The 20,145-nt window shown below is 53.7% G+C and carries 17 protein-coding genes and 1 riboswitch; all 17 genes read right to left on the bottom strand.

Annotation, left to right across the window (positions count from 1 at the left end; all coding sequences use genetic code 11):
- Positions 1 to 41 precede the first annotated feature (41 nt).
- Positions 42 to 413, bottom strand: coding sequence for a glycine cleavage system protein GcvH (gcvH, locus tag ACEW72_RS06395; protein ID WP_373475547.1), 372 nt, complete (start codon positions 411 to 413; stop codon positions 42 to 44).
- Positions 410 to 1,549: a glycine cleavage system aminomethyltransferase GcvT gene (gcvT, locus tag ACEW72_RS06390; protein WP_373475546.1), complete on the bottom strand. Its 1,140-nt coding sequence runs from the start codon at positions 1,547 to 1,549 to the stop codon at positions 410 to 412. Before gcvT ends, gcvH begins: the two co-directional genes overlap by 4 nt.
- 132 nt (positions 1,550 to 1,681) lie before the next feature.
- A riboswitch (glycine riboswitch) is annotated at positions 1,682 to 1,771 on the bottom strand.
- Positions 1,772 to 1,805: 34 nt separating this feature from the next.
- Positions 1,806 to 2,456, bottom strand: coding sequence for an NAD-dependent epimerase/dehydratase family protein (locus tag ACEW72_RS06385; RefSeq protein ID WP_373475545.1), 651 nt, complete (start codon positions 2,454 to 2,456; stop codon positions 1,806 to 1,808).
- Positions 2,457 to 2,460: 4 nt separating this feature from the next.
- Positions 2,461 to 3,606: a deoxyguanosinetriphosphate triphosphohydrolase gene (locus ACEW72_RS06380; RefSeq protein WP_373475544.1), complete on the bottom strand. Its 1,146-nt coding sequence runs from the start codon at positions 3,604 to 3,606 to the stop codon at positions 2,461 to 2,463.
- A gap of 39 nt (positions 3,607 to 3,645) precedes the next feature.
- On the bottom strand, positions 3,646 to 5,490 hold the full coding sequence (locus ACEW72_RS06375; protein WP_373475543.1) for a hypothetical protein: 1,845 nt from the start codon (positions 5,488 to 5,490) through the stop codon (positions 3,646 to 3,648).
- Between the two features lie 98 nt (positions 5,491 to 5,588).
- Entirely contained in the window at positions 5,589 to 7,082 is a 1,494-nt protein-coding gene (gene ftsZ / locus ACEW72_RS06370) for a cell division protein FtsZ (RefSeq protein WP_373475542.1), read from the bottom strand.
- A gap of 105 nt (positions 7,083 to 7,187) precedes the next feature.
- Positions 7,188 to 8,453: a cell division protein FtsA gene (ftsA, locus tag ACEW72_RS06365; RefSeq protein WP_373475541.1), complete on the bottom strand. Its 1,266-nt coding sequence runs from the start codon at positions 8,451 to 8,453 to the stop codon at positions 7,188 to 7,190.
- Complete coding sequence (locus tag ACEW72_RS06360) at positions 8,450 to 9,298, bottom strand: cell division protein FtsQ/DivIB (protein WP_373475540.1); 849 nt, start codon at positions 9,296 to 9,298, stop codon at positions 8,450 to 8,452. The genes ftsA and ACEW72_RS06360 overlap by 4 nt, the downstream gene beginning before the upstream one ends.
- A 65-nt stretch (positions 9,299 to 9,363) precedes the next feature.
- Positions 9,364 to 10,287 (bottom strand): D-alanine--D-alanine ligase, encoded by a 924-nt coding sequence (locus tag ACEW72_RS06355; protein WP_373475539.1) that lies wholly within the window; start codon positions 10,285 to 10,287, stop codon positions 9,364 to 9,366.
- Positions 10,284 to 11,180: a UDP-N-acetylmuramate dehydrogenase gene (gene murB / locus ACEW72_RS06350; protein WP_373475538.1), complete on the bottom strand. Its 897-nt coding sequence runs from the start codon at positions 11,178 to 11,180 to the stop codon at positions 10,284 to 10,286. The genes ACEW72_RS06355 and murB overlap by 4 nt, the downstream gene beginning before the upstream one ends.
- On the bottom strand, positions 11,177 to 12,583 hold the full coding sequence (gene murC / locus ACEW72_RS06345) for a UDP-N-acetylmuramate--L-alanine ligase (RefSeq protein WP_373475537.1): 1,407 nt from the start codon (positions 12,581 to 12,583) through the stop codon (positions 11,177 to 11,179). The genes murB and murC overlap by 4 nt, the downstream gene beginning before the upstream one ends.
- Positions 12,580 to 13,761 (bottom strand): undecaprenyldiphospho-muramoylpentapeptide beta-N-acetylglucosaminyltransferase, encoded by a 1,182-nt coding sequence (murG, locus tag ACEW72_RS06340; RefSeq protein WP_373475536.1) that lies wholly within the window; start codon positions 13,759 to 13,761, stop codon positions 12,580 to 12,582. The genes murC and murG overlap by 4 nt, the downstream gene beginning before the upstream one ends.
- Complete coding sequence (locus tag ACEW72_RS06335; protein ID WP_373475535.1) at positions 13,758 to 14,981, bottom strand: FtsW/RodA/SpoVE family cell cycle protein; 1,224 nt, start codon at positions 14,979 to 14,981, stop codon at positions 13,758 to 13,760. The genes murG and ACEW72_RS06335 overlap by 4 nt, the downstream gene beginning before the upstream one ends.
- Positions 14,978 to 16,267 carry a UDP-N-acetylmuramoyl-L-alanine--D-glutamate ligase gene (gene murD, locus ACEW72_RS06330; protein WP_373475534.1) on the bottom strand — a complete coding sequence of 430 codons (1,290 nt, stop codon included), beginning with the start codon at positions 16,265 to 16,267 and terminating at the stop codon, positions 14,978 to 14,980. Before murD ends, ACEW72_RS06335 begins: the two co-directional genes overlap by 4 nt.
- Positions 16,264 to 17,334: a phospho-N-acetylmuramoyl-pentapeptide-transferase gene (gene mraY / locus ACEW72_RS06325; protein ID WP_373475533.1), complete on the bottom strand. Its 1,071-nt coding sequence runs from the start codon at positions 17,332 to 17,334 to the stop codon at positions 16,264 to 16,266. The genes murD and mraY overlap by 4 nt, the downstream gene beginning before the upstream one ends.
- Positions 17,334 to 18,719, bottom strand: coding sequence for a UDP-N-acetylmuramoyl-tripeptide--D-alanyl-D-alanine ligase (gene murF, locus ACEW72_RS06320; protein ID WP_373475532.1), 1,386 nt, complete (start codon positions 18,717 to 18,719; stop codon positions 17,334 to 17,336). The genes mraY and murF overlap by 1 nt, the downstream gene beginning before the upstream one ends.
- Entirely contained in the window at positions 18,716 to 20,143 is a 1,428-nt protein-coding gene (locus ACEW72_RS06315) for a UDP-N-acetylmuramoyl-L-alanyl-D-glutamate--2,6-diaminopimelate ligase (protein ID WP_373475531.1), read from the bottom strand. Before ACEW72_RS06315 ends, murF begins: the two co-directional genes overlap by 4 nt.
- Between the last annotated feature and the right edge of the window lie 2 nt (positions 20,144 to 20,145).

Below are 20,145 nucleotides of genomic sequence, written 5' to 3'. Positions count from 1 at the left end.
CAATCTTTTCCTTATTCGCAATTCCGAACGGCGGGTTGGGTCTATAATGCTTCGACAAATGCCTTATAGGCGGCTGCGTCCATCAGACTGGCGAGTTCGCCGGTATCGCTCAGGGTCAGCTTGAAAAACCAGCCGTCACCTTCGGGATCGGTATTCACGAGAGCAGGGTCGCCTTCCAAGGCATCGTTGCCTTCAGTTACCGTTCCACTGACAGGAGCGTACACGTCCGATGCGGCCTTTACGGATTCGACCACCGCCGCATCTCCGCCTTTTTTCAGCTCAGCACCCGGTGCGGGCACTTCGGCGAACACGATGTCACCCAGTTGGCTTTGTGCATAGTCAGTGATGCCAACTGTTGCACTGTCGCCATCGACTTCGATCCATTCATGATCTTCAGTGTAATAACGGGTCATAGGGCTTTTCCTCTCCGGTGATAGTGATGGGGAATGAAGGGCATCGCGGCGACGGTCAGGGCAACACGTTTGCCGCGAACCTCGGCCGCAAGCGCGGTGCCGATCGGGGCATGCTGGCTGGTCACATAACCCATCGCGATCGGCGCGCCGAAGCTGGGTGCAAATCCACCGGATGTGATGGATCCGACTTGCGTGTCCTGCGCGAAAACGGGCGCTCCTTCGCGCACGGGCATTTTGCCCTCGACCGAAAATCCGACAAGTTTTTGTGCAGGGCCCTGCGCCAGTGCCTTCAAAATGCGGTCGGCACCGTTAAAGCCGCCTTCTTCGCGGCGACGCTTTGAAATTGCGAAGGATGCATTGGCCTCAACCGGGTCAAACTGCGGGTTCATATCATGCCCGTAGAGCGGCAGCCCGGCCTCAAGCCGCAGCGAGTCCCGCGCGCCCAGACCGATGGGCTTGACTTCAGGCTGCGCACATAACGCGTCCGCCAATGCAGTGGCGTGGGACGCGGGCACCGAAATTTCAAACCCGTCTTCGCCTGTATAGCCGGAGCGGCTGATCCAAAGCGGTTCGGGATCGGATTTGGGCCCCCAGAAAAAGGACCCTGCTTCCATGAAAAATAACGCATCGACACCCGGTACGACACGCAGCAAGGCATCGACGGCTTTGGGCCCTTGAAGAGCCAGCAATGCACGTTCGTCCATATGGTTGATGGTGATTTCATCGGGAAGATGTTCGCGCAAAAAGCCGATATCGTCCCACTTCACGGCGCCATTAACGACCACATATAGCCCCATGGGCGTGGCCGTGACCATTAAATCGTCCAATATTCCGCCATCTTCGTCGAGCAAGAGCGAATAGCGCATTCGTCCCTCTTTCAAGGCGCTTACGTCGCCGGGCACCAGCCTTTCGAGGGCTTCCGCCGCGCCGTCGCCCGATAGCATCAACTGCCCCATGTGGCTCACGTCGAACAGACCTGCGTTTTCACGCGTCCATAAATGTTCGGCCATGATGCCTTCATATTGGATCGGCATATGATAACCGGCAAATTCGACCATGCGGGCACCGCGTGCCCGATGCCAGTCACCCAGCGGCAATTCCAGGATTTCGATGGGTTCTAATTCTTCGTCGCTCATATCAATCCGTTCCAAGAGTCGCAGCGACAGACACCGGTTGATGCCTTATCTGCTACCCCCTCTGTCACGGATACCTGAGAGCTTTACCCCTTCGGTGGCCCACATAAGGTGAGCGCTTTCCAGAGTGTCGCAAAAGCCGAAGCGGTCCTTTTGCCTGAGAGATTCCGGGGCGGTTGCTCCTTCGGCGGACAGGCGAACCTGTCACTCTCCCGTTTCGTCAGCGACGTCTCTCCCTTGGCTATGTGCCGTGAGAGAGTCAACTGGCCAGCGAGCGAATGGCTTCATTTTCGTGGATAAACCTGCCTGATGTCCCGTTTCCAACCAACTTTGCAATCGCCCGCGCAACGGTAAAGGCAGGAATTGAGCGAAAACGGCTGAAGGCACCGGGAATCAAACGGTCGATAATCGGCGCAACCATAATGGCTGCACGCTCGCCCAAGCGACGATCATTTCGCCGGTCGCCGGTCAGCAACCCGGGGCGCATTATGTCGAGACGATCAAAGGCAAGAAGTGCCAGTGAATCTTCAACTTCCCCTTTCGTCCGCAAATACAGATTGCCGGTGTCCTTGGTCGCACCAACAGAAGAGACGGCTATAAACTGGCTCGCCCCGGCCAAATGGGTAGCCATTGCAAATGCTAGAACCAGATCTTTGTCGACCGCGCGAAACTGTGAGGCGTCTTTACCCGACTTTTTCCAGGTTGTACCAAGACAGGAAATCGCGATGTCCGGGCTGAGCGCCATAATGATTTCCGGCCAACGGGACGGTTCGGCAACATGTTGCGTGATAGCGTCGGGCAAGTTCCCGACTGGCCTCCGCACCAGAATATCCAACTTATGCCCATCCAGAATCGTGCATAACGCGCTGCCGATCAGACCTGAAGCACCGGCGATAACGACATTGCTCATGAACCTACTCCGCGTTCAACTCTTCATATCGATTAGTCGCATAACGGTCGGTCATCCCGGCCAAAAAGTCAGCGATATGGCGGCTTGCTTCGGGTTCTGTCGCAGGCATGTTCTCTTGCCATTCCGTTGGCATCCGATGTGGCTCTGCATGATAGACCGAAAATAGCCGGGCAATAATGCTTTTGGCGTGATCCGCAGCGTCCAACTGTGTCTGGTGATGGTATAGATTTCGGTACATGAATGCTTTCAGCACCCGCTCTTCAGCCGCCATCGCGTTGGAAAAACCACCAATCATAACGCCCGCTTGGCGCACATCATCAACCGTTAAAACTCCCAGTTTTTCAATCCGTTCGCGCGTAGAGTTAATCACATCGTTGACCATCGTTCCGATCTGCTCACGTGTCAGTTCCCCGATAAGCCGGCGGGGCTTGATATTCGGGAACCGCGCCTCGATACCCCGCCAACGCTCCGCCACGAACGGCAGTTCAAGCAACTGATCGATATCGAGCAATCCCGCCCGTATCCCGTCATCAATATCATGATTATCATAGGCGATGTCGTCGCTAATCGCCGCAATTTGCGCTTCAAGCGAAGGCCAGTTTCGCAAATCTAGGTTGTGCTTTGTATCCACTTCTCCAAGCGCCCAACCCGGGTTTTCAACCGGCCCATTATGTTTCGCCAGCCCTTCCAATAACTCCCAACTTAAATTGAGTCCGGGCAATGCTGGGTATGGAGATTCCAGTTCCGTCAATGTCCGAAGCGTTTGGGCATTATGATCGAAACCGCCATAAGGCTTCATCGATTGCTCCAGTGCATCTTCACCCGCATGGCCAAAGGGTGGATGACCGATGTCATGTGCAAGGCACAGGGCTTCGGTCAGATCCTCGTTCAACCCCAGCGCCCTGGCGATCGTGCGACCGATTTGCGCGACTTCCAGACTGTGGGTCAGACGGACGCGATAATGGTCGCCATCGGGCGAAATGAATACCTGCGTCTTGTGGCGTAACCGCCGGAAAGCAATGGAATGGATGATGCGGTCACGATCCCGTTGATAAATATCGCGGGGTCCGCGAATATTCTTCTCCGGTTCCGGATAAAAGCGGCCCAGACTATTTTCCGGAAAGCAGGCATAAGGGGCGAGTGATGGCATGTGCGGCTTATGCCGATTACCAATTGTCACTACCAGACGTTATTTTCCTTTTAAGGCTGTCACTACAACGCCATTTTCGCTTTTCCACATAAAGCTGTTTCCACCTGCTTTTTTGAAATCAGCCTCCCACTTTTTTGCCAGTTTCTGATCGGCAAAGGGGCCGACCAACAAGCGACTCGTTTTGCCCCAGGCGGATGTCCAACCGGAGGTTGATTTGAACAGCTCAGGATTCTTTTTCGTCCATTTGCGGTAGTCGAATCCCAAAGCATTCGCGTCACCTGTCGCAATCTGGACCCAAAACCGGGCTGGATTTGCCGCCGCTATTTTCAGTTTTGCCGCAACTTTCGGATCGACTTTCGCTGTTTTGGCTGCGTCTTCTGTCGTCGCAGTCTTGGGCAATGCTGGTTTTATTTTGGTCAGATCAACGGCAAAGGCCGAGGGCTTTTGCTCGCTTTCCGGTATTTCAATTGCACCTACAACAGCCCCAAGGTCAAACGATGATGCCGTAGGCACGGTCGATGGCGCTTGGTCAGGGGCTTGATTTGCAATCGTAATTGGCGAAGCAGACGTGACCGGGGCTTGCGAAACCGGGGCGTCCAAAGCAACCGATTTGGTTGGGCTGGGCGCTGGGGGTTGAACCTCAGATATGGATGAAGGTTGCACAACCAGTTTGGTCGGCGTCGGCAAAGTCTTGGCCTGCGGCGCGACGTCCTGGACCGGCAATTCGACCTTTTGTAAAGGTCGCGCTGTTTCAGGCGGGGGCAAGGTGCCAATGTTGGCATTACTGATCTTTAAAGAAGTTGCTTCTTCAACTTTTGCGCGCGCTGTTTCAGTACCTAGCCTTGAATTATCCGTCTTAGGCAGTTTATTTGCCTCGGGAATATTGGCGACAATGGCCTTAACCTGCTCCTGATCCCTTAATTTTCGATCACGCCGATTTTCGGCAGGCTTGGCTTTTTCTGAAGAGGCTGGCACCGCGGCCTTGGTGCCGAAAGGATCGCCGGAAGGAATGAGTCTGTTGACAGTTGATGTGGATTGGACCGCAGGAGTATTCGAAGCGACCTTGCGAACCTGTTCACTATCCCTGCCAACATTCTGGCTGGCCGGGAAATGCCCTAAATGGATTGCTGCGGCTTGCTGTGCCCCCGTCAAATTGGGCATAAGTCGAAGATAGCGCTCCATCCGCTGCGCCGATGATGCGTCCATAAAGCCTTGTGTTACTTGGGTAGACTCACGAAAGTTCCCGCGTGCAGCAAGCATGAATGCCCGGGCACGCCAAGCGGCAGGATCATTTTTTTGCAACAACGGAACCAACAATCCGTCGGCTTCAATCCCTCGTCCGGCCAACGACAATGATATTGCATGACGGACAATGAGTTCGTCCGAATTCGAGGCCAATCGCGCCAATCTATAGTCTTGGTCTGCTCTGTCAAAATTACCCAAAAGATCAAAAGCGAGCGCCCTGTCGGCGGCGACCACCCTCTCGCTGACGCCCAAGCGGACAGCGTCATCGAACAATCGTAAAGCCTCGAAGGGATTTTCGGCACGCACAGTGGCGGCGGCCAGCCCTGCTATGATCCGGCCATTATTCGGACGCAAGGTATTCGCTTGGGTGAAAAAATTCGAAGCAGCATTTGCGTCGCCCAACTTAAGCGAAGCATTGCCCGCATCAGCCAAAGCATCTGCATCATTCGGGTTCAGCGAGATACGACGAATCGCGGCGCGCAATTCCACCGCTCCTGCTGGTTCGACGACGGTCGGCTGGACCACCACAGATTCAGGCGCCTCCGCTGCATCATGGACATGATCGTCCGCAGGCTGGGCGTTGGCCGCATCAGTTGTCAAAAGAACAGAAATCGCAAGGACCACACGTAACATTGTCACATTCATGCGCCTCTCATGGTGTGAAAAGACACTGAAGCAAAGCAAGACTATGGCTTGCTTCGTTCAGTGGTTGCATAAAAAAGACGGAATGACTGTGCTTAGTTGTTGCTTTGCCGGTCAAGAAAACGTGGAATGTTAAGGCCACCGGCCGTTCCTTCGACCTTTGCCGCATCCTCTTCTTCATCAGAACGCGTCAGCCCGCGTGACAGGTTTGACATCCGCTCGAACAAAGTTCCACCTGTCGAAATTCGTGGCGCCGGTTTTTCAGGGGCAGGCGATACATCTGCGGCCGACGAATAATCAATTGGCATAGCGTCGGCTGGAGAATCGACCACGTCCGCATCACCAAGTACAAGCAAATCTTCGTCTTCATCGGCTTCATCAGCCGAGGTTGAAAGTGATTCTTGCGTATCGACAGAAGCCAAATCTTCATATTCAGCATCAGCAACATGGTCGCGGTTCAATTCAAAACTGCTGTCCACAGTTTCTGCGACAACGGCAACACTTTCCTCGATCGCAATGTCAACATTCGCATCAACCGCAGGTTCAGGCTCTACCACCGGATGGGCAGGGCGGCTGAAGGCGAAGGGGCGCGTTGCGTGTGCACTGGGCGCTACGGCTGAGCCGTCATTGTCTATTCCGGTGGCAACCACCGACACACGGATTTTGCCATTCAGATTTTCGTTAAATGCCGAGCCCCAGATGATATTTGCATCGGGATCAACCAATTCGCGAATGTGATTGGCCGCCTCGTCAACTTCCATAAGGCGCATATCTTCGCCCCCTGTGATGGAAACGATAACGCCTTTCGCACCCTGCATGGAAACGCCGTCGAGCAGCGGATTGGCAATTGCCTTTTCCGCAGCCTCCAATGCACGGCCGTCGCCTTCGGCTTCGCCTGTGCCCATCATGGCCTTACCCATTTCGTGCATAACGGAACGAACGTCGGCAAAATCAAGGTTGATGAGACCTGGCATGACCATGAGGTCGGTTATTCCGCGAACGCCCTGTTGAAGTACTTCATCAGCAAGCAGAAATGCCTCTTTGAAAGTGGTATTCGGATTGGCAACGAGGAACAGATTCTGGTTCGGAATGACAATCAAGGTGTCGACATGCTGCTGCAATTCGGTGATGCCCGAATCTGCAGAGCGCATCCGCCGGGAACCTTCAAACAGGAACGGCTTGGTGACGACACCTACTGTCAATATATTCATCTCACGCGCAGCTTTGGCAATGACCGGCGCAGCACCTGTACCGGTACCGCCACCCATGCCGGCAGCGATAAAGCACATATGGCATCCCGCCAACGCGGCCTTGACCTGCTCAATCGTCTCTTCTGCCGCAGCACGCCCGACTTCGGGACGCGAACCAGCGCCCAGACCCTGCGTGATATCGGGCCCCAGCTGAATGCGATATTCCGCCGGAGATGCATTAAGCGCCTGGGCGTCGGTATTGGCGACGACGAAATCGACGCCCTCAACCTTTGCCCCGATCATGTTTGCGACAGCATTACCGCCTGCACCGCCGATACCAATAACCGCGATCTTCGGCTTTAATTCATCAACCACGGGTGGACCGATATTGATGCTCATGACTTTATCCCCCTAGCCTTGATTGGCTTGTTAGAAATTTTCATGCTTCTGACACAAAACAAAACCACACACACTCGAAAATTAACCTTTTTGCACAGCTTTCTGTTAAAAGTTCTCTCGAATGGCCCGTTTTATCCGTTCAAATAGATTCGGCATACCGCCTACCATGTGCTCGCCATGCAATTCATAGCCCGATTTTAGGTCGACACGGTCAAATGCCGCGTATTGGATCAAGCCAACCAACGTCGAAAAAGCAGGGCCGGAATGCGCTTCGGGAATACCGCTAAGGCCTGAAGGTTTTCCGATACGGACTGTGCGACCCAGCGCTCCTTGCATATGTTCGGCAATCCCTTTCAGTTCCGCTCCGCCACCTGTCAAAACGATCTGGTGGCTTGAAGGACCGGAAAACCCCAACGCTTTCAATGCGCGGCCAATTTCGCCAACAATACCGTCAACCCTCTGGCACACGACGGCGTTTAACTGCGCCTTGGTGATTTTAGATGCATGGGCTGCGGCTTCATTGCCGTTTTCATCTGGACCGACGTCAAGAATTTCCTGATGATCGCGCGGGCTGGTGAGTGCGGACCCATGAAAACACTTCAACCGCTCCGCCTGTGCGCGCCGGATGCCAAAAGCGGAGGCAATATCATCGGTGATATCGGAAGCACCTTTTTGTATAGTCTCCAAACCGACTAGCATTCCGCCAATAAATACAGAAACGTTTGTTATCGAAGCCCCAAACTCGACCAATGCGACACCAAGCTCCCGCTCTTCCGAAGTCAGGCACGCAAATCCGGTCGCTATAGGCGCAACAACAATTGCCTCGACATCCAGATGCGCCGCACGAACAGTCATATCAATATTTCTGACGGGGGATTGGTCCGCTAGAACGACATGTATATCCACGCCTAATCTATCGGCATGCAAACCTACGGGATTTGCAACACCGCCAACACCATCCAGCGCATATAGAGTTGGCTGGATATGAAGCGGCATCTTGCCACCTGTCTGAATATTGGCTCTTCCCGCCTGTAAAAGCTGGTCCACATCATCTTGTGTGATGCGGTCACCACCTAATTCGATTTCAACTGGCGCCAGCAGGCTGTCGAGACCGCCAGACGACATACCTACCCACACACGCTCAATATTGATGCCAGCTATGCGCTCAGCTTGCTCGACGGCATGACGAACCGACAATTCCGCTTGCTCGATATCGGCAATACAGCCGCGTGTGACACCACGGCTTTCTCTTTGTCCCGTTCCAAGAACCAATAGCTCGCCGCTATCAGTTTGTCCGGCAATAAGCGCCGATACTTTCGACGAGCCGATATCAATTGCCGATATCAATTTTTCAACACGAGCCGCCTTCATGCTTGTGTTCCACCATTTTTGGATGCGGCACCACTGGTTTCTGCCTTAGTCGGCTCCGATTTTGGAACTTTACGGAAATAGGCACGTTCAGGGTCACGGAGGTCAAAATGGATGATATCGCGCCCCAGTAATCTGTGAATCCCATCCATGCGGGCAAAATTCAATAAAGCCTCGGCCGCAGCTTTTTCCCCTTCGGGCAAAGCTAGTGTTTCGCCGCTTTTGAAGCGCAAGTCCCACCGGCGATTACCGATCCAGCTTGCGCCTGTTACTTGTGATTTCAAGGCGCTTGCCTTGTCTAACAAAATGTTCAAAGCGACCGTATGTCGGTTGGCATCCGCGCCTTCCAGTATCGGCAGATCCCCCCCCTCATCAGGATGGACATTTTGCAATATCGCACCCTGCGCGTCGATCAGCGAAAATTTCCCATCATGTCGCCATATTGCGGCCGGTGTCCGCTCGACAATTTCGACGGCTAAGGTGTCAGGCAATCGGCGCGAAACTCGGGCGTCTTTTATCCAGCCATATTGCATCAAGTCTGCACGCACCTTGTCGATATCGACAAGTGGCATTGCCCTATCTTTTTCGGCCAAAACCAGATCATAAACCTTCAACTGGTCAACCCGCTCCATGCCGGTAACTTCAACCCGCTGCACCTGAAAACCAGCCCGCGCGGCCAGTTCCGAATATTGGAGATATGCTGCTGTTGTAAGGCCGGTCCATTGGGCAGCGGCAAATGCCAATATTGTAAGTGCTGCGATAATTAGCCATGTTGCTGCGCGCTGAATATCGGCTTCGGAAAATGGCAACGCCCGAAATGCACGATCAATTACCGAAACCTGTTGCACTTTTTGCCGAGGCCTTGGTGACTTCGCGTTACGTTTCTTATTTGTATTTCGAGTATTAGTGGCCATTATGCCAACGCCTCTTTAACGATCATGTCGACCAATTGTTCATAACTGATTCCAACATATTTTGCTTGCTCGGGTACTAGGCTAAGCGGGGTCATTCCGGGCTGTGTATTGGTTTCCAGCACAAAAATGCCCTCAAGGCCCAGTTCATCATCCCAGCGAAAATCAGTACGCGACGCGCCTTTGCACCCCAATAGCCTATGCGCTTTCAAGGCAATATCCAGCATCATCTGCGCCACATTTTTGGGTATTTCAGCCGGGCACACATGCTCGGTCAGGCCATCGGTATACTTTGCATCGAAATCGTAGAAGCCGCTCTTAGGTTTCAATTCTGTAACGCAAAGGGCTTTGTCGCCCAAGACCGCCACTGTCAGTTCGCGGCCTTTAATAAAAGGTTCAGCGAGTAATGATTCAAATTCCTGCCAAGGCCCAGTCGAATCCCGCGATATCGGGTAACCATAATTGCTGTCCGTCTTGACAATCGCAACGCCGACCGAGCTACCTTCGTTGACTGGTTTCAATACATATGGCCGCGGCAATGGATCGCCGGAATACAGGCTTTCACTGGCAACCATCGTTCCTTTGGGCATGGGAATTCCGGCTGGCACCAGTCGCTGTTTTGTAAGCTCCTTGTCGATGGCGATCACCGACGTTACCATACCGCTATGGGTGTATTTGATGCCCATCAAGTCCAGCATTCCCTGCACGCTGCCGTCTTCGCCGGGCACACCGTGCAATGCATTGAACACGACATCGGGGCGCAAGGCGGTTAAAACCTGCGCGACATTGCGATCCATATCGATGCGGCTGACCTTATATCCGCATTTTTCCAAGGCATCGGCAACGCCATTTCCGCTCATCAAAGACACGGGCCGTTCGTTCGACCATCCGCCCATCAGAACCGCTACATGGATCAGCGCGCTCATTTCGACACACCAATACGCTGAATTTCCCATTGCAGATCAATGCCCGATTTTGCCTTTACCCGGCGGCGGACTTCTTCACCCAATTCTTCGATATCGGCGCTGGTCGCATCGCCTGTGTTAATCAAGAAATTGGTGTGCTTTTCCGAAACCTGCGCGCCGCCGATTTGCAAACCACGACATCCTGCTTCATCGACCAATTGCCAAGCCTTTTGCCCATCAGGATTTTTGAAGGTCGAACCACCGGTTTTGGAACGAAGCGGCTGCGATGCTTCGCGTGATTCTGAAATACGGTCCATTTCTGCCTGAATATCCGCAGCAACACCGGGCCTGCCTTTAAACCGTGCTGCTACAACGATTGCGCCTTGCGGCAGTTCGGAATGACGATAGCTATAATGCAGGTCTTCGACATTAAGCGTGGCAAGGCTGCCGTCGCGCATCACCACGTCGCAATCGACCAGTATATCCTTCACCTCGCCGCCATAAGCGCCGCCGTTCATCCGGACAAAACCGCCTACCGTTCCGGGAATGGAGCGCAGGAATTCCAGACCGGCAATGTTATTGTCCCGCGCAGTCGATGAAACCAATATGCCCGATGCACCCGCTTCGCATTCAAGAATGAGTTCATCACGCAAGGCAACTTTTGCGAATGCCTTGCCCAAACGAACAACGACACCCTTCACTCCGCCATCCCTGATGATCAGGTTTGAGCCGAGGCCAAGCGCCATGACCGGAATTGCAAGATCAAGCTCGCGCAAAAAGCCCTGCAGGTCGGCGCTGTCCTTTGGTTCGAACAACCATTCGCACGTTCCGCCGGATTTGAACCAGACCAACGGAGCCAGCGCAGCATGTGGCGTCAGTTTGCCCTGAACCCTGGGGATGGCGACGACGGTCATCCGCGCGCGGCCGCTATGGCGTCGGCCAGACCCGCTGCCCATTTCGTGATGTCACCCGCCCCCAGGCAGACCACCATATCCTTGTCCTGCACGATTTCGGCCAGTTTCTGTGCAAGATCCGCCGCATCGGTAACGATTGCTGCGGAACGATGTCCGCGCGCCTTGATGCCGTTGACCAGTGCTTCTGAATCGATGCCCTCTATCGGTGCTTCTCCAGCGGCATAAACCGGAGAAATGAAGACCACATCGGCGTCGTTGAACGCCTGCTGGAAATCTTCCATATGGTCGCGCAGTCTGGAAAACCGGTGCGGTTGCGCAACTGCAATCACCTTGCCTTGGGCACCTTCGCGTGCCGCCGATAACACCGCCCGGATTTCAACCGGATGATGTCCATAATCGTCAATGATCGTGACGCCGCCGACCTCACCGACTTTCGTAAAGCGCCGCTTAACGCCGCCGAATTTATCGAAGCCATGGGCGACGGCACTGTCGTCCATCCCCATTTCGAGGCCAACCGCGACTGCGGCCAATGCGTTCTGCACATTGTGCCGTCCAGGCATGGGCAATTCGATCCCGGTGATCGTGCGTTGTGATCCGTCGCGCGAACGGATGACCACGTCAAACCGATTGCCGCCGGGAAAGGGCGTAACATTTTCCCCGCGAATGTCTGCCTGCGCGGAAAAGCCATAAGTTATGATCCTGCGATCACGGATTTTCGGCAAGATCGCCTGCACTTCAGGGTGGTCGAGACACATGATTGCCGCACCATAAAAGGGTACATTTTCGACAAATTCGACAAAGGCGTCTTTGATGGCGTCAAAACCGCCATAATGGTCGAGATGTTCCGGATCGATATTGGTGACCACTGCAATTGTGCCGTCGAGCCGCAAAAAGCTGCCGTCGCTCTCGTCCGCTTCGACCACCATCCAGTCGCTTGCCCCAAGACGGGCGTTTGAGCCGTAGCTGTTGATGATACCACCGTTGATAACGGTCGGGTCTATGCCGCCGTGATCGAGCATGGCCGCAATCAGGGAAGTTGTCGTCGTCTTCCCGTGGGTCCCCGCCACGGCGACTGTATTTTTGAGCCGCATCAGTTCGGCAAGCATTTCGGCACGACGCACTAACGGTATCCGGCGCTCCAAAGCTGCGTCGCGCTCCGGATTACCGGCCTTAACAGCGGTCGAAGTCACGACCACAGCCGCATCACCCAAATTATCGGCGCTGTGGCCGATCATCACTTTGATGCCCAGTTTTCGGAGGCCATCGATAACATAGCTATCGGCTATATCTGATCCTTGAACCGTATAGCCAAGGTTGTGCATTACTTCAGCAATGCCTGACATACCGATACCGCCAATACCTACGAAATGGATTGTGCCAATGTCGTTTGGAACACCCTTCATTGTGCAGTATCCTTGGCGAGTGCAGGCGACGGCGCGAACGCCGACGTCTGTTCGGCCTTAGACTTGATGGTATGCATGATCGGCGCTTTACCAAATGATTCGACCAGGTCAGCCAAGTCTGAAACTGCCTGTGGTCGTCCGCAAGATTTCGCCGCTTTTGCCGCATTTTCCAATGCACCCGGTTCCAGTGCTATTTTCTGGATTTGTTTTGCTAGTTCCACCGGTGTAAAACCGGCTTGTGCAATTGCGCGTGCGCCACCTGCGTGCACCATTTCTTTAACATTATAGCTTTGATGATTATCGGTCGCACTAGGTAACGGCACCAAAATCGCCGGACGACCCGCACAAGTCAATTCGCCAATGGTCGATGCCCCCGCCCGTGATATCACCAGATGCGCCCACCCCAACCGCGCGGGCAGGTCTGGCAAATAAGTGGCGAGTTCTGCCGGAATGTGATGGGTGGCATAAGCTTGACGTACGGTTTCGATATCTTCGGCGCGGCATTGCTGCGTTACCTGAAGGCGGCGGCGCAGGTTCAGCGGTAGACGGGCAAGGCCATCGGGTACTACCTCTGACAATATTGTCGCCCCTTGGCTACCGCCTGTTACCAGTACGCGGAAGATGCCATCGGCCGACATCGGGGGATATGGCTGATCGCGCAACGCCAAAACCTCTTCGCGCACTGGGTTGCCGATCAGATGAACTTTTTCCTGATAGCGCGGTGATAGGCGCAAAATGTCGGGGTAAGAAGTAGCAATGGCGTTGACTTGACGCGCGGTAAAGCGATTGACGCGACCTAGAACGGCATTTTGTTCGTGAATTATCGTTGGTATTTTTTCCGCAAACGCACCCAACAACGCGGGAAATGCTGGATAGCCGCCAAAACCGATGACTGCGCTGGGTTCAAAGCTGTCATAAAGACGGCGCGCCATGAGCCGTCCTTCGGCTATAGCCCGAACACCGGGAAGCCAACTTCCGGGGCTTTTCGTAATTCGGCCAGCGGGCAATAAATGTGTCGCAATCTTGTCCGGTACACCCGGTATTTTTGCGCCACGTTCATCGGTTATCAGGGCGACATGGTGGCCGCGATTCAGTAATTCCTGCCCCAAAGCGAACGCCGGGATCAAGTGACCGCCAGTACCGCCAGCAGCGAGGACATAATGCCGTGAAATACTCATGGCATCTGTCCCTTCACCATATAGGCCGAACGGTCAAGATACGGGTTGCGCTTCGTCAGTGCCAGTATGAGACCGCAAGTTATCGACAAAGCCAAAATCGATGAGCCACCATAGCTAATGAACGGCAATGTCATGCCTTTCGACGGAAAGACGCCCAAATTGACCGCCATATTTATCATCGCCTGCCCACAGAATTGGGCACCCAGTCCGGTCACTGCAAGGACAATGAATTGATCTTTCTCATCAAGTAGCCGAATTATAATACGCACCAGAATCGCAAAATATAATAAAGCAATAACCATGCACGCCATTAGCCCGAATTCTTCGCCGATAACCGAGAATATATAATCGGTATGCCCTTCGGGTAACGTATACTTCTTTGTACCCAACCCGGGCCCCACGCCAATAAACCCACCGCTGGTCAAGGTAGCCAAAGCCATTTTATCGTGGGTCAAGCCTTCCGTCCCAAAAATCCATGCATCGATTCGCTGTGTTGCGACGGGGTAAAAATTATAGGCAAGGACCAAGCCAACAGCGCCACCAATCACCATCGCCCACATGCGTGATGCGGAAACGCCTGATACCATCATCAAGGCAAACCATGTGCCTGCAAACAAGATTGTCTGGCCCAAATCGGGCTGCGCCATCAGGAAAATGCAGACCAGACCGGTTCCGATACTGCTCAGCAATCGTACAGGAAGACTTGGGTCTTTTAACCGCCAACTAATGACCCAAGCCATTGTCACCGCAAAAAAAGGCTTCAGAAATTCGGACGGCTGAAGTCCGGCTGCGCCGGTTCCGACCCATCTTTGCGAACCATTCACTTCCCGACCGATCACAGGCACCAAGGCAAGCAAAACAAAAAAGATGCAGAAACCGATAACCGCGAACCGGCGGGCCTGTTCGCGCGGGTACATTGATACGACCAGCATCAACGGGACACCGACGACAACCCACATCAACTGACGATAAAAGAAGTATAGCGAATTAAGCTGGGTCGTGGACGATGATAGACGTTGCGCCCCGGCGGGCGATGCGGCTGCGACTGACAAAAGGCCAATCGCGATGAGCACCATCATCAACGCAAGAAGAACGCGGTCCAATTCCCAGAACCACACACCTATCGGAGAACGGTCGCCACGCCCCAGACGATTTGCAAAACCGATTTTGCCCGTTTTGGCGGCAAGTACCCAAGGAACCTCGCTCCGGTCTCCGTTCATAACGCCTCTACAATCGCTTTGAACGCGTCGCCACGCGCTTCGAAGTCTTTGAATTGATCAAACGACGCACACGCAGGTGACAACATGATAACATCGCCGGCCTGCGCTTGAGCCGCAGCCGAATGGACCGCGGCGCCCATCATTTCGCTGCTTTCCACTGGAACATACGGCGCCAGTAATTTTGTAAACAACGGACCGGCCTCTCCTATGGTGTAGGCTTTGACAACATGACCGAAATTGGGGATGCATTCATCAAGATTTTCGCTTTTCGCCAACCCGCCGACTATCCAATGAATACGGGGATAAGCCGCCAATGCAGGTGCGGTCGACGCCGCATTTGTGGCCTTGCTGTCGTTGACAAACAAAACTCCATTCCGCTCCGTCACCACTTCCATACGATGGGCCAAGCCCTTGAAACTGCGCAAGGCTGCTCGACATTGTTGTTCGGTTAAACCAAGTGCTTCCGCAATCGCAACGGCAACCGCGACATTTTGCAGATTATGCGGCCCTTGTAGCGATGGCCATTCCAACTGGCCGGACAGCCTATCAGGATTTGCCAAATGGACAAAATCCCTTCCCCTTTGTGCGGCGACTTCGTCGTAAATTCGGGCCGTATCTTCATCACCCTTACCAAAAATCGAATGTTGCTTGGCAGTTTGCATTTCAAACAAACGCGCCTTCGATCGAATGTAGGCCTCATATCCATCATATCGATCCAGATGGTCTGGCGACAGATTGATAAGCGCGGCGGCGTCACAGGCAAGGCTACGGGTGATGTCAATCTGGTAACTTGACAGTTCAAGAACATATACGCCACCCGCAGGAAGCGGTGCCTGTGACAAAATTGGCAGACCGATATTACCACCCATCCGCACAGGCAGTGCAGCGCTTTTCAAAAGATGGTGTACCAGCGCAGTGGTCGTCGATTTACCGTTCGTTCCGGTAATCCCTACAACGCGATGTGGGGGCAAATCCGCCCGAGCCATTGCAAACAATTCGATATCGCCGATTAACGGAATACCTTCCGAACGCGCCTTATCCGCAATGGGATGACTGTTGACCGGCACGCCGGGTGACACGACGATCCCCGCATATCCCGACAAATCTGCATCCAAAGGATCGGAAATTTTTGCAATATCCGCAACCTTGGCGCGTGCGCCTTCATCATTGTCCCACGCCAGAATTTCCGCACCACCTGCAGCAAGCGAACGCGCCGCAGCAAGGCCCGAGCGTGCGAGGCCCAACAGAGCAAATTTGCGGTTTCTAAAGGCCGGACTGGTAATCATCTGAGCTTGAGGGTTGATAGACCCGCAAGCGCCAGAACGAAAGCCACAATCCAGAATCGGATGACAACAGTAGGCTCTGACCAGCCAAGCTGTTCGAAATGATGATGAATAGGCGCCATGCGGAAAATGCGCTTACCGGTGCGCTTGAACCAAAATACCTGAATAATTACCGAAAGGGCTTCGACAACAAATAATCCGCCGATAATGGCAAGCACAAATTCGTGATGCGCTACAACCGCAATTGCGCCGAGCGTACCACCGAGTGCAAGACTTCCGGTGTCGCCCATGAATACTGCTGCCGGTGGGGCGTTAAACCACAGAAAAGCGAGACCTGCGCCGACAATAGCGCCACACAGCATCGCCAAATCACCTGCGCCCAGGTAAAAGGGAATGCCAAGATAGGCGGCATATTTGGCGTTACCCACCATGTACACAATCAGCATGAAAGCGATGGAGGCAATAATCACTGGCATGGTTGCCAAACCGTCCAGGCCATCGGTCAGGTTAACGGCATTACCGAAGGCCACGATAACAAAAGCCCCGAACGGTACATACCACCAGCCCAGATCAAGCACCGGACCATTTACAAAGGGCAGATAAAGCATACCGCCAGACTGCCAAACGATCAAAGACACCGCGACCCCGGCAATCGCAAATTCAAGAAGCAAGCGCACTTTGCCCGAGATGCCTTTGTGACTGCGCTTTTTCACTTTGTCATAATCGTCCATGAACCCGACAATGCCAAAGCCCGCCATCACCAACAGACACGCCCACACATATATGTTTTCCAAATTCATCCATAAAAGCATCGATGTAGAGATCGCAATCAGGATCATCAGGCCGCCCATCGTCGGCGTTCCTACCTTTGCCAGATGCGTTTGTGGCCCATCGCTGCGAATGGGTTGTCCCTTTCCCTGACGGACGCGCAGCATCCCGATGAATTTAGGTCCGATCAGCAAGCCGATGACGAGCGCCGTTGCAACGGTAGCCCCCGAACGGAAACTTAAATAACGCAACAGGTTCAGGATACCGGGAAACCCTAGATATTCTGCCAATAAATAAAGCATTAGCTTTTCCCACCCACCAAGCCGCTGACAATGGCCGAAAGTCCCATGCTATTGGAACCTTTGACCAGAACCGTATCGGAAACACGTAATTCGCTATTAAGAAGCTCAAGCGCTTCAAGTGCAGAGGCGCAATGCGCGATTTCTTGAACACCGTCGACCCCTGCACGCAACTTCTCGGCGAGAATTTGCATCTCTTCGCCGACCAAAATTGTAAAATCGACTTTTGCGGCGGCCAATGGTTCTGCAAGGGCCAAATGATATTCGGGGCTTTTAATACCCAATTCCTTCATTGTACCAAGCACTGCAATTTTGCGGCCATTAACTTTACCGAGTTCGGAAAGTGTGGCCGACATCGACGCAGGGTTCGCGTTGTAGCTTTCATCGATAAGCAACGCGGTTCCTTGTTGAACTGCAATCTGGTGCCTTGCACCTCGCCCCGCAAGCCCGCCCATTTCAGCCATTGCCAAGCCAGCGGCTGCAAGGTCGCCGCCAACGGCTTCGACCGCCGCTAGTACCGCCAAAGAATTCGATATCCAATGCTCCCCGGGTTGCGACAGACAATAACACATCGTCGCCCGGGACAATTTTGCGGTTATCAGCGTTTCTCCGCTTATTGTGGACACATGATCCAGCAATCGCACATCCGACTTTTCGGAAAAGCCAAAGCCAACAGTACTTTTCGCATATTTTCCTGCTGCTGCATTAAGGCGATCAAAATGCACATTATCGCGCGGGATAATTGCGACACCGTCGTCAGTCAGACCTTCAAAGACTTCTGCCTTGGCATCAGCAATACCACTTTCATCCTTGAAAAATTCAATATGCGCCGGGGCAATGGTAGTCACGATGGCGCAATGCGGACGAACGAGCGCCGTAAGTTCGCGCAGCTCGCCTGCATGGTTCATACCCATTTCAAAAACACCATATTCGGTATCGCGCGGCATTCGGGCCAAGCTGAGTGGAACGCCGACGTGATTATTGTAGCTTTTGACGGAACGATGCGCCTTGCCGCGGGAGGATCGATCCAGCGCCGCAAACAAAGCTTCTTTTGTTCCCGTCTTTCCAACCGATCCCGTGACCCCGACAACCCTGCCCTGCATTCGCACACGCGCCGCACGCCCCAAGGCTTGCAAAGCCTCGAACGTATCTGTCACCAGAATATGGGGGAAATCGACAGGTGCACTTACAATTGCCCCGGCGGCACCATTGGCGAATGCTTTTTCTATGAAAAGATGTCCGTCAGTAGCCTCGCCTTTTAACGCAAAAAACAAGTCGCCCTTGCCGATTTCACGCGAGTCAAACGCCACGCCGTCTGCATCAAAAGCGGCCGACGCAGTTCCGCCTGTCGCCGCCAACAATTCTGCATGATTCCAAAGCGGCATCACGCGGCGCATTCTCGCGCGACTTCGACGTCGTCGAACGGCATCACTCGATCCATGATGATCTGGCCTTGCTCATGCCCTTTGCCAGCGATCAGAACAATGTCGTCAGGCTCAGCATGTTCGATTGCAAATGCAATGGCGTAGCGGCGGTCACCAATTTCATGGGCGCCGGAAGCGCCAGCCATTATATCGGAACGTATCAAAGCCGGGTCTTCGTTGCGCGGATTGTCATCAGTGACTATCGCAATATCGGATTGAGCAACGGCGATGGAACCCATTTCCGGCCGCTTACCCTTGTCTCTATCGCCACCCGCCCCGAAAACCGTTATTAACTTCCCTTTGGTATGGGGCCTCAACGCGGCAATAGCGGCGCTCAGCCCATCTGGTGTATGAGCATAATCGACATAAACAGGCGCGCCACTTTTGGTTATAACCGCCCGCTCCAGTCGTCCGCGCACAGGTTGCAAGCGGGCCAGATGGCCAAGCACATCCTCGACATCGCCGCCGCTGGCCATCACTATACCGGCCGCTACCAAAACATTGGCCGCTTGATAAGCTCCGATAAGCGGCAGCTTAACCTTGGTGACGTCTCCCTGAATCCGCAATTCAAGTGATTGCCCCAATTGAGTCGGTTGGCGGGATAATAATTGGATGCCTTTGCCTTTTTCGCCGACGGTGATGAGGCGTATTTCCCGCTTTTTTGCCCGCGCAATAACCTTATCAGACCATATATCGTCGGCCCAGATCACAGCTGTTCCATTATCGTCAACAACTTCATCGAATAGCCGCATCTTGACTTCGAAATAGTCTTCCATCGTGCCGTGATAATCGAGATGATCCCGGCTCAAATTGGTGAACGCTGCGACTGATACAGGTACCCCTTCACTGCGATATTGCGAAAGGCCGTGGCTCGAGGCTTCGAATATGGTGTGTGTTACACCTTCGCGCGCCAGACCTGACATGTTCGAAAGAAAGGTAACTATATCCGGCGTAGTCAGACCGGTCTTTGCCTGATCGGATGCCGTTGTTATTCCCAACGTTCCTATGGACGCGGCATGATGCCCTGCCATCCGCCACAATTGTCGTGTCAGTTCGGCGGTAGATGTTTTCCCGTTGGTGCCTGTGACCGCTGCTATGGATTGAGGAAAAGGCTGGAAATATTTGGCCGCCAATTGGGCAAATGCGCGGCGGGGCACTTCGTTTGCCACATGCACTGCGCCAATCACTTGCGCTTCAGGCCGCGCGACAATTGCTATCGCGCCTGCGGCAATAGCATCTTGAATAAAATCCTCGCCATTAAATGCCGCGCCTTGAAAAGCGCCAAAAACGGTTCCCGGCGCAATTTTTCGATGGTCAATGGCAAAACCGGTAACGGTTTGTTCGGCGGCTGCACCGTCCAGTTCGGTCAGCAATTGTCCCAGCCGCATTA

Source organism: Sphingorhabdus sp., assembly GCF_041737645.1.
GTDB lineage: Bacteria > Pseudomonadota > Alphaproteobacteria > Sphingomonadales > Sphingomonadaceae > Sphingorhabdus_B.
The sequence above is the reverse complement of the archived record's forward strand: the minus strand, read 5'-3'. Positions and strand labels throughout refer to the sequence as shown.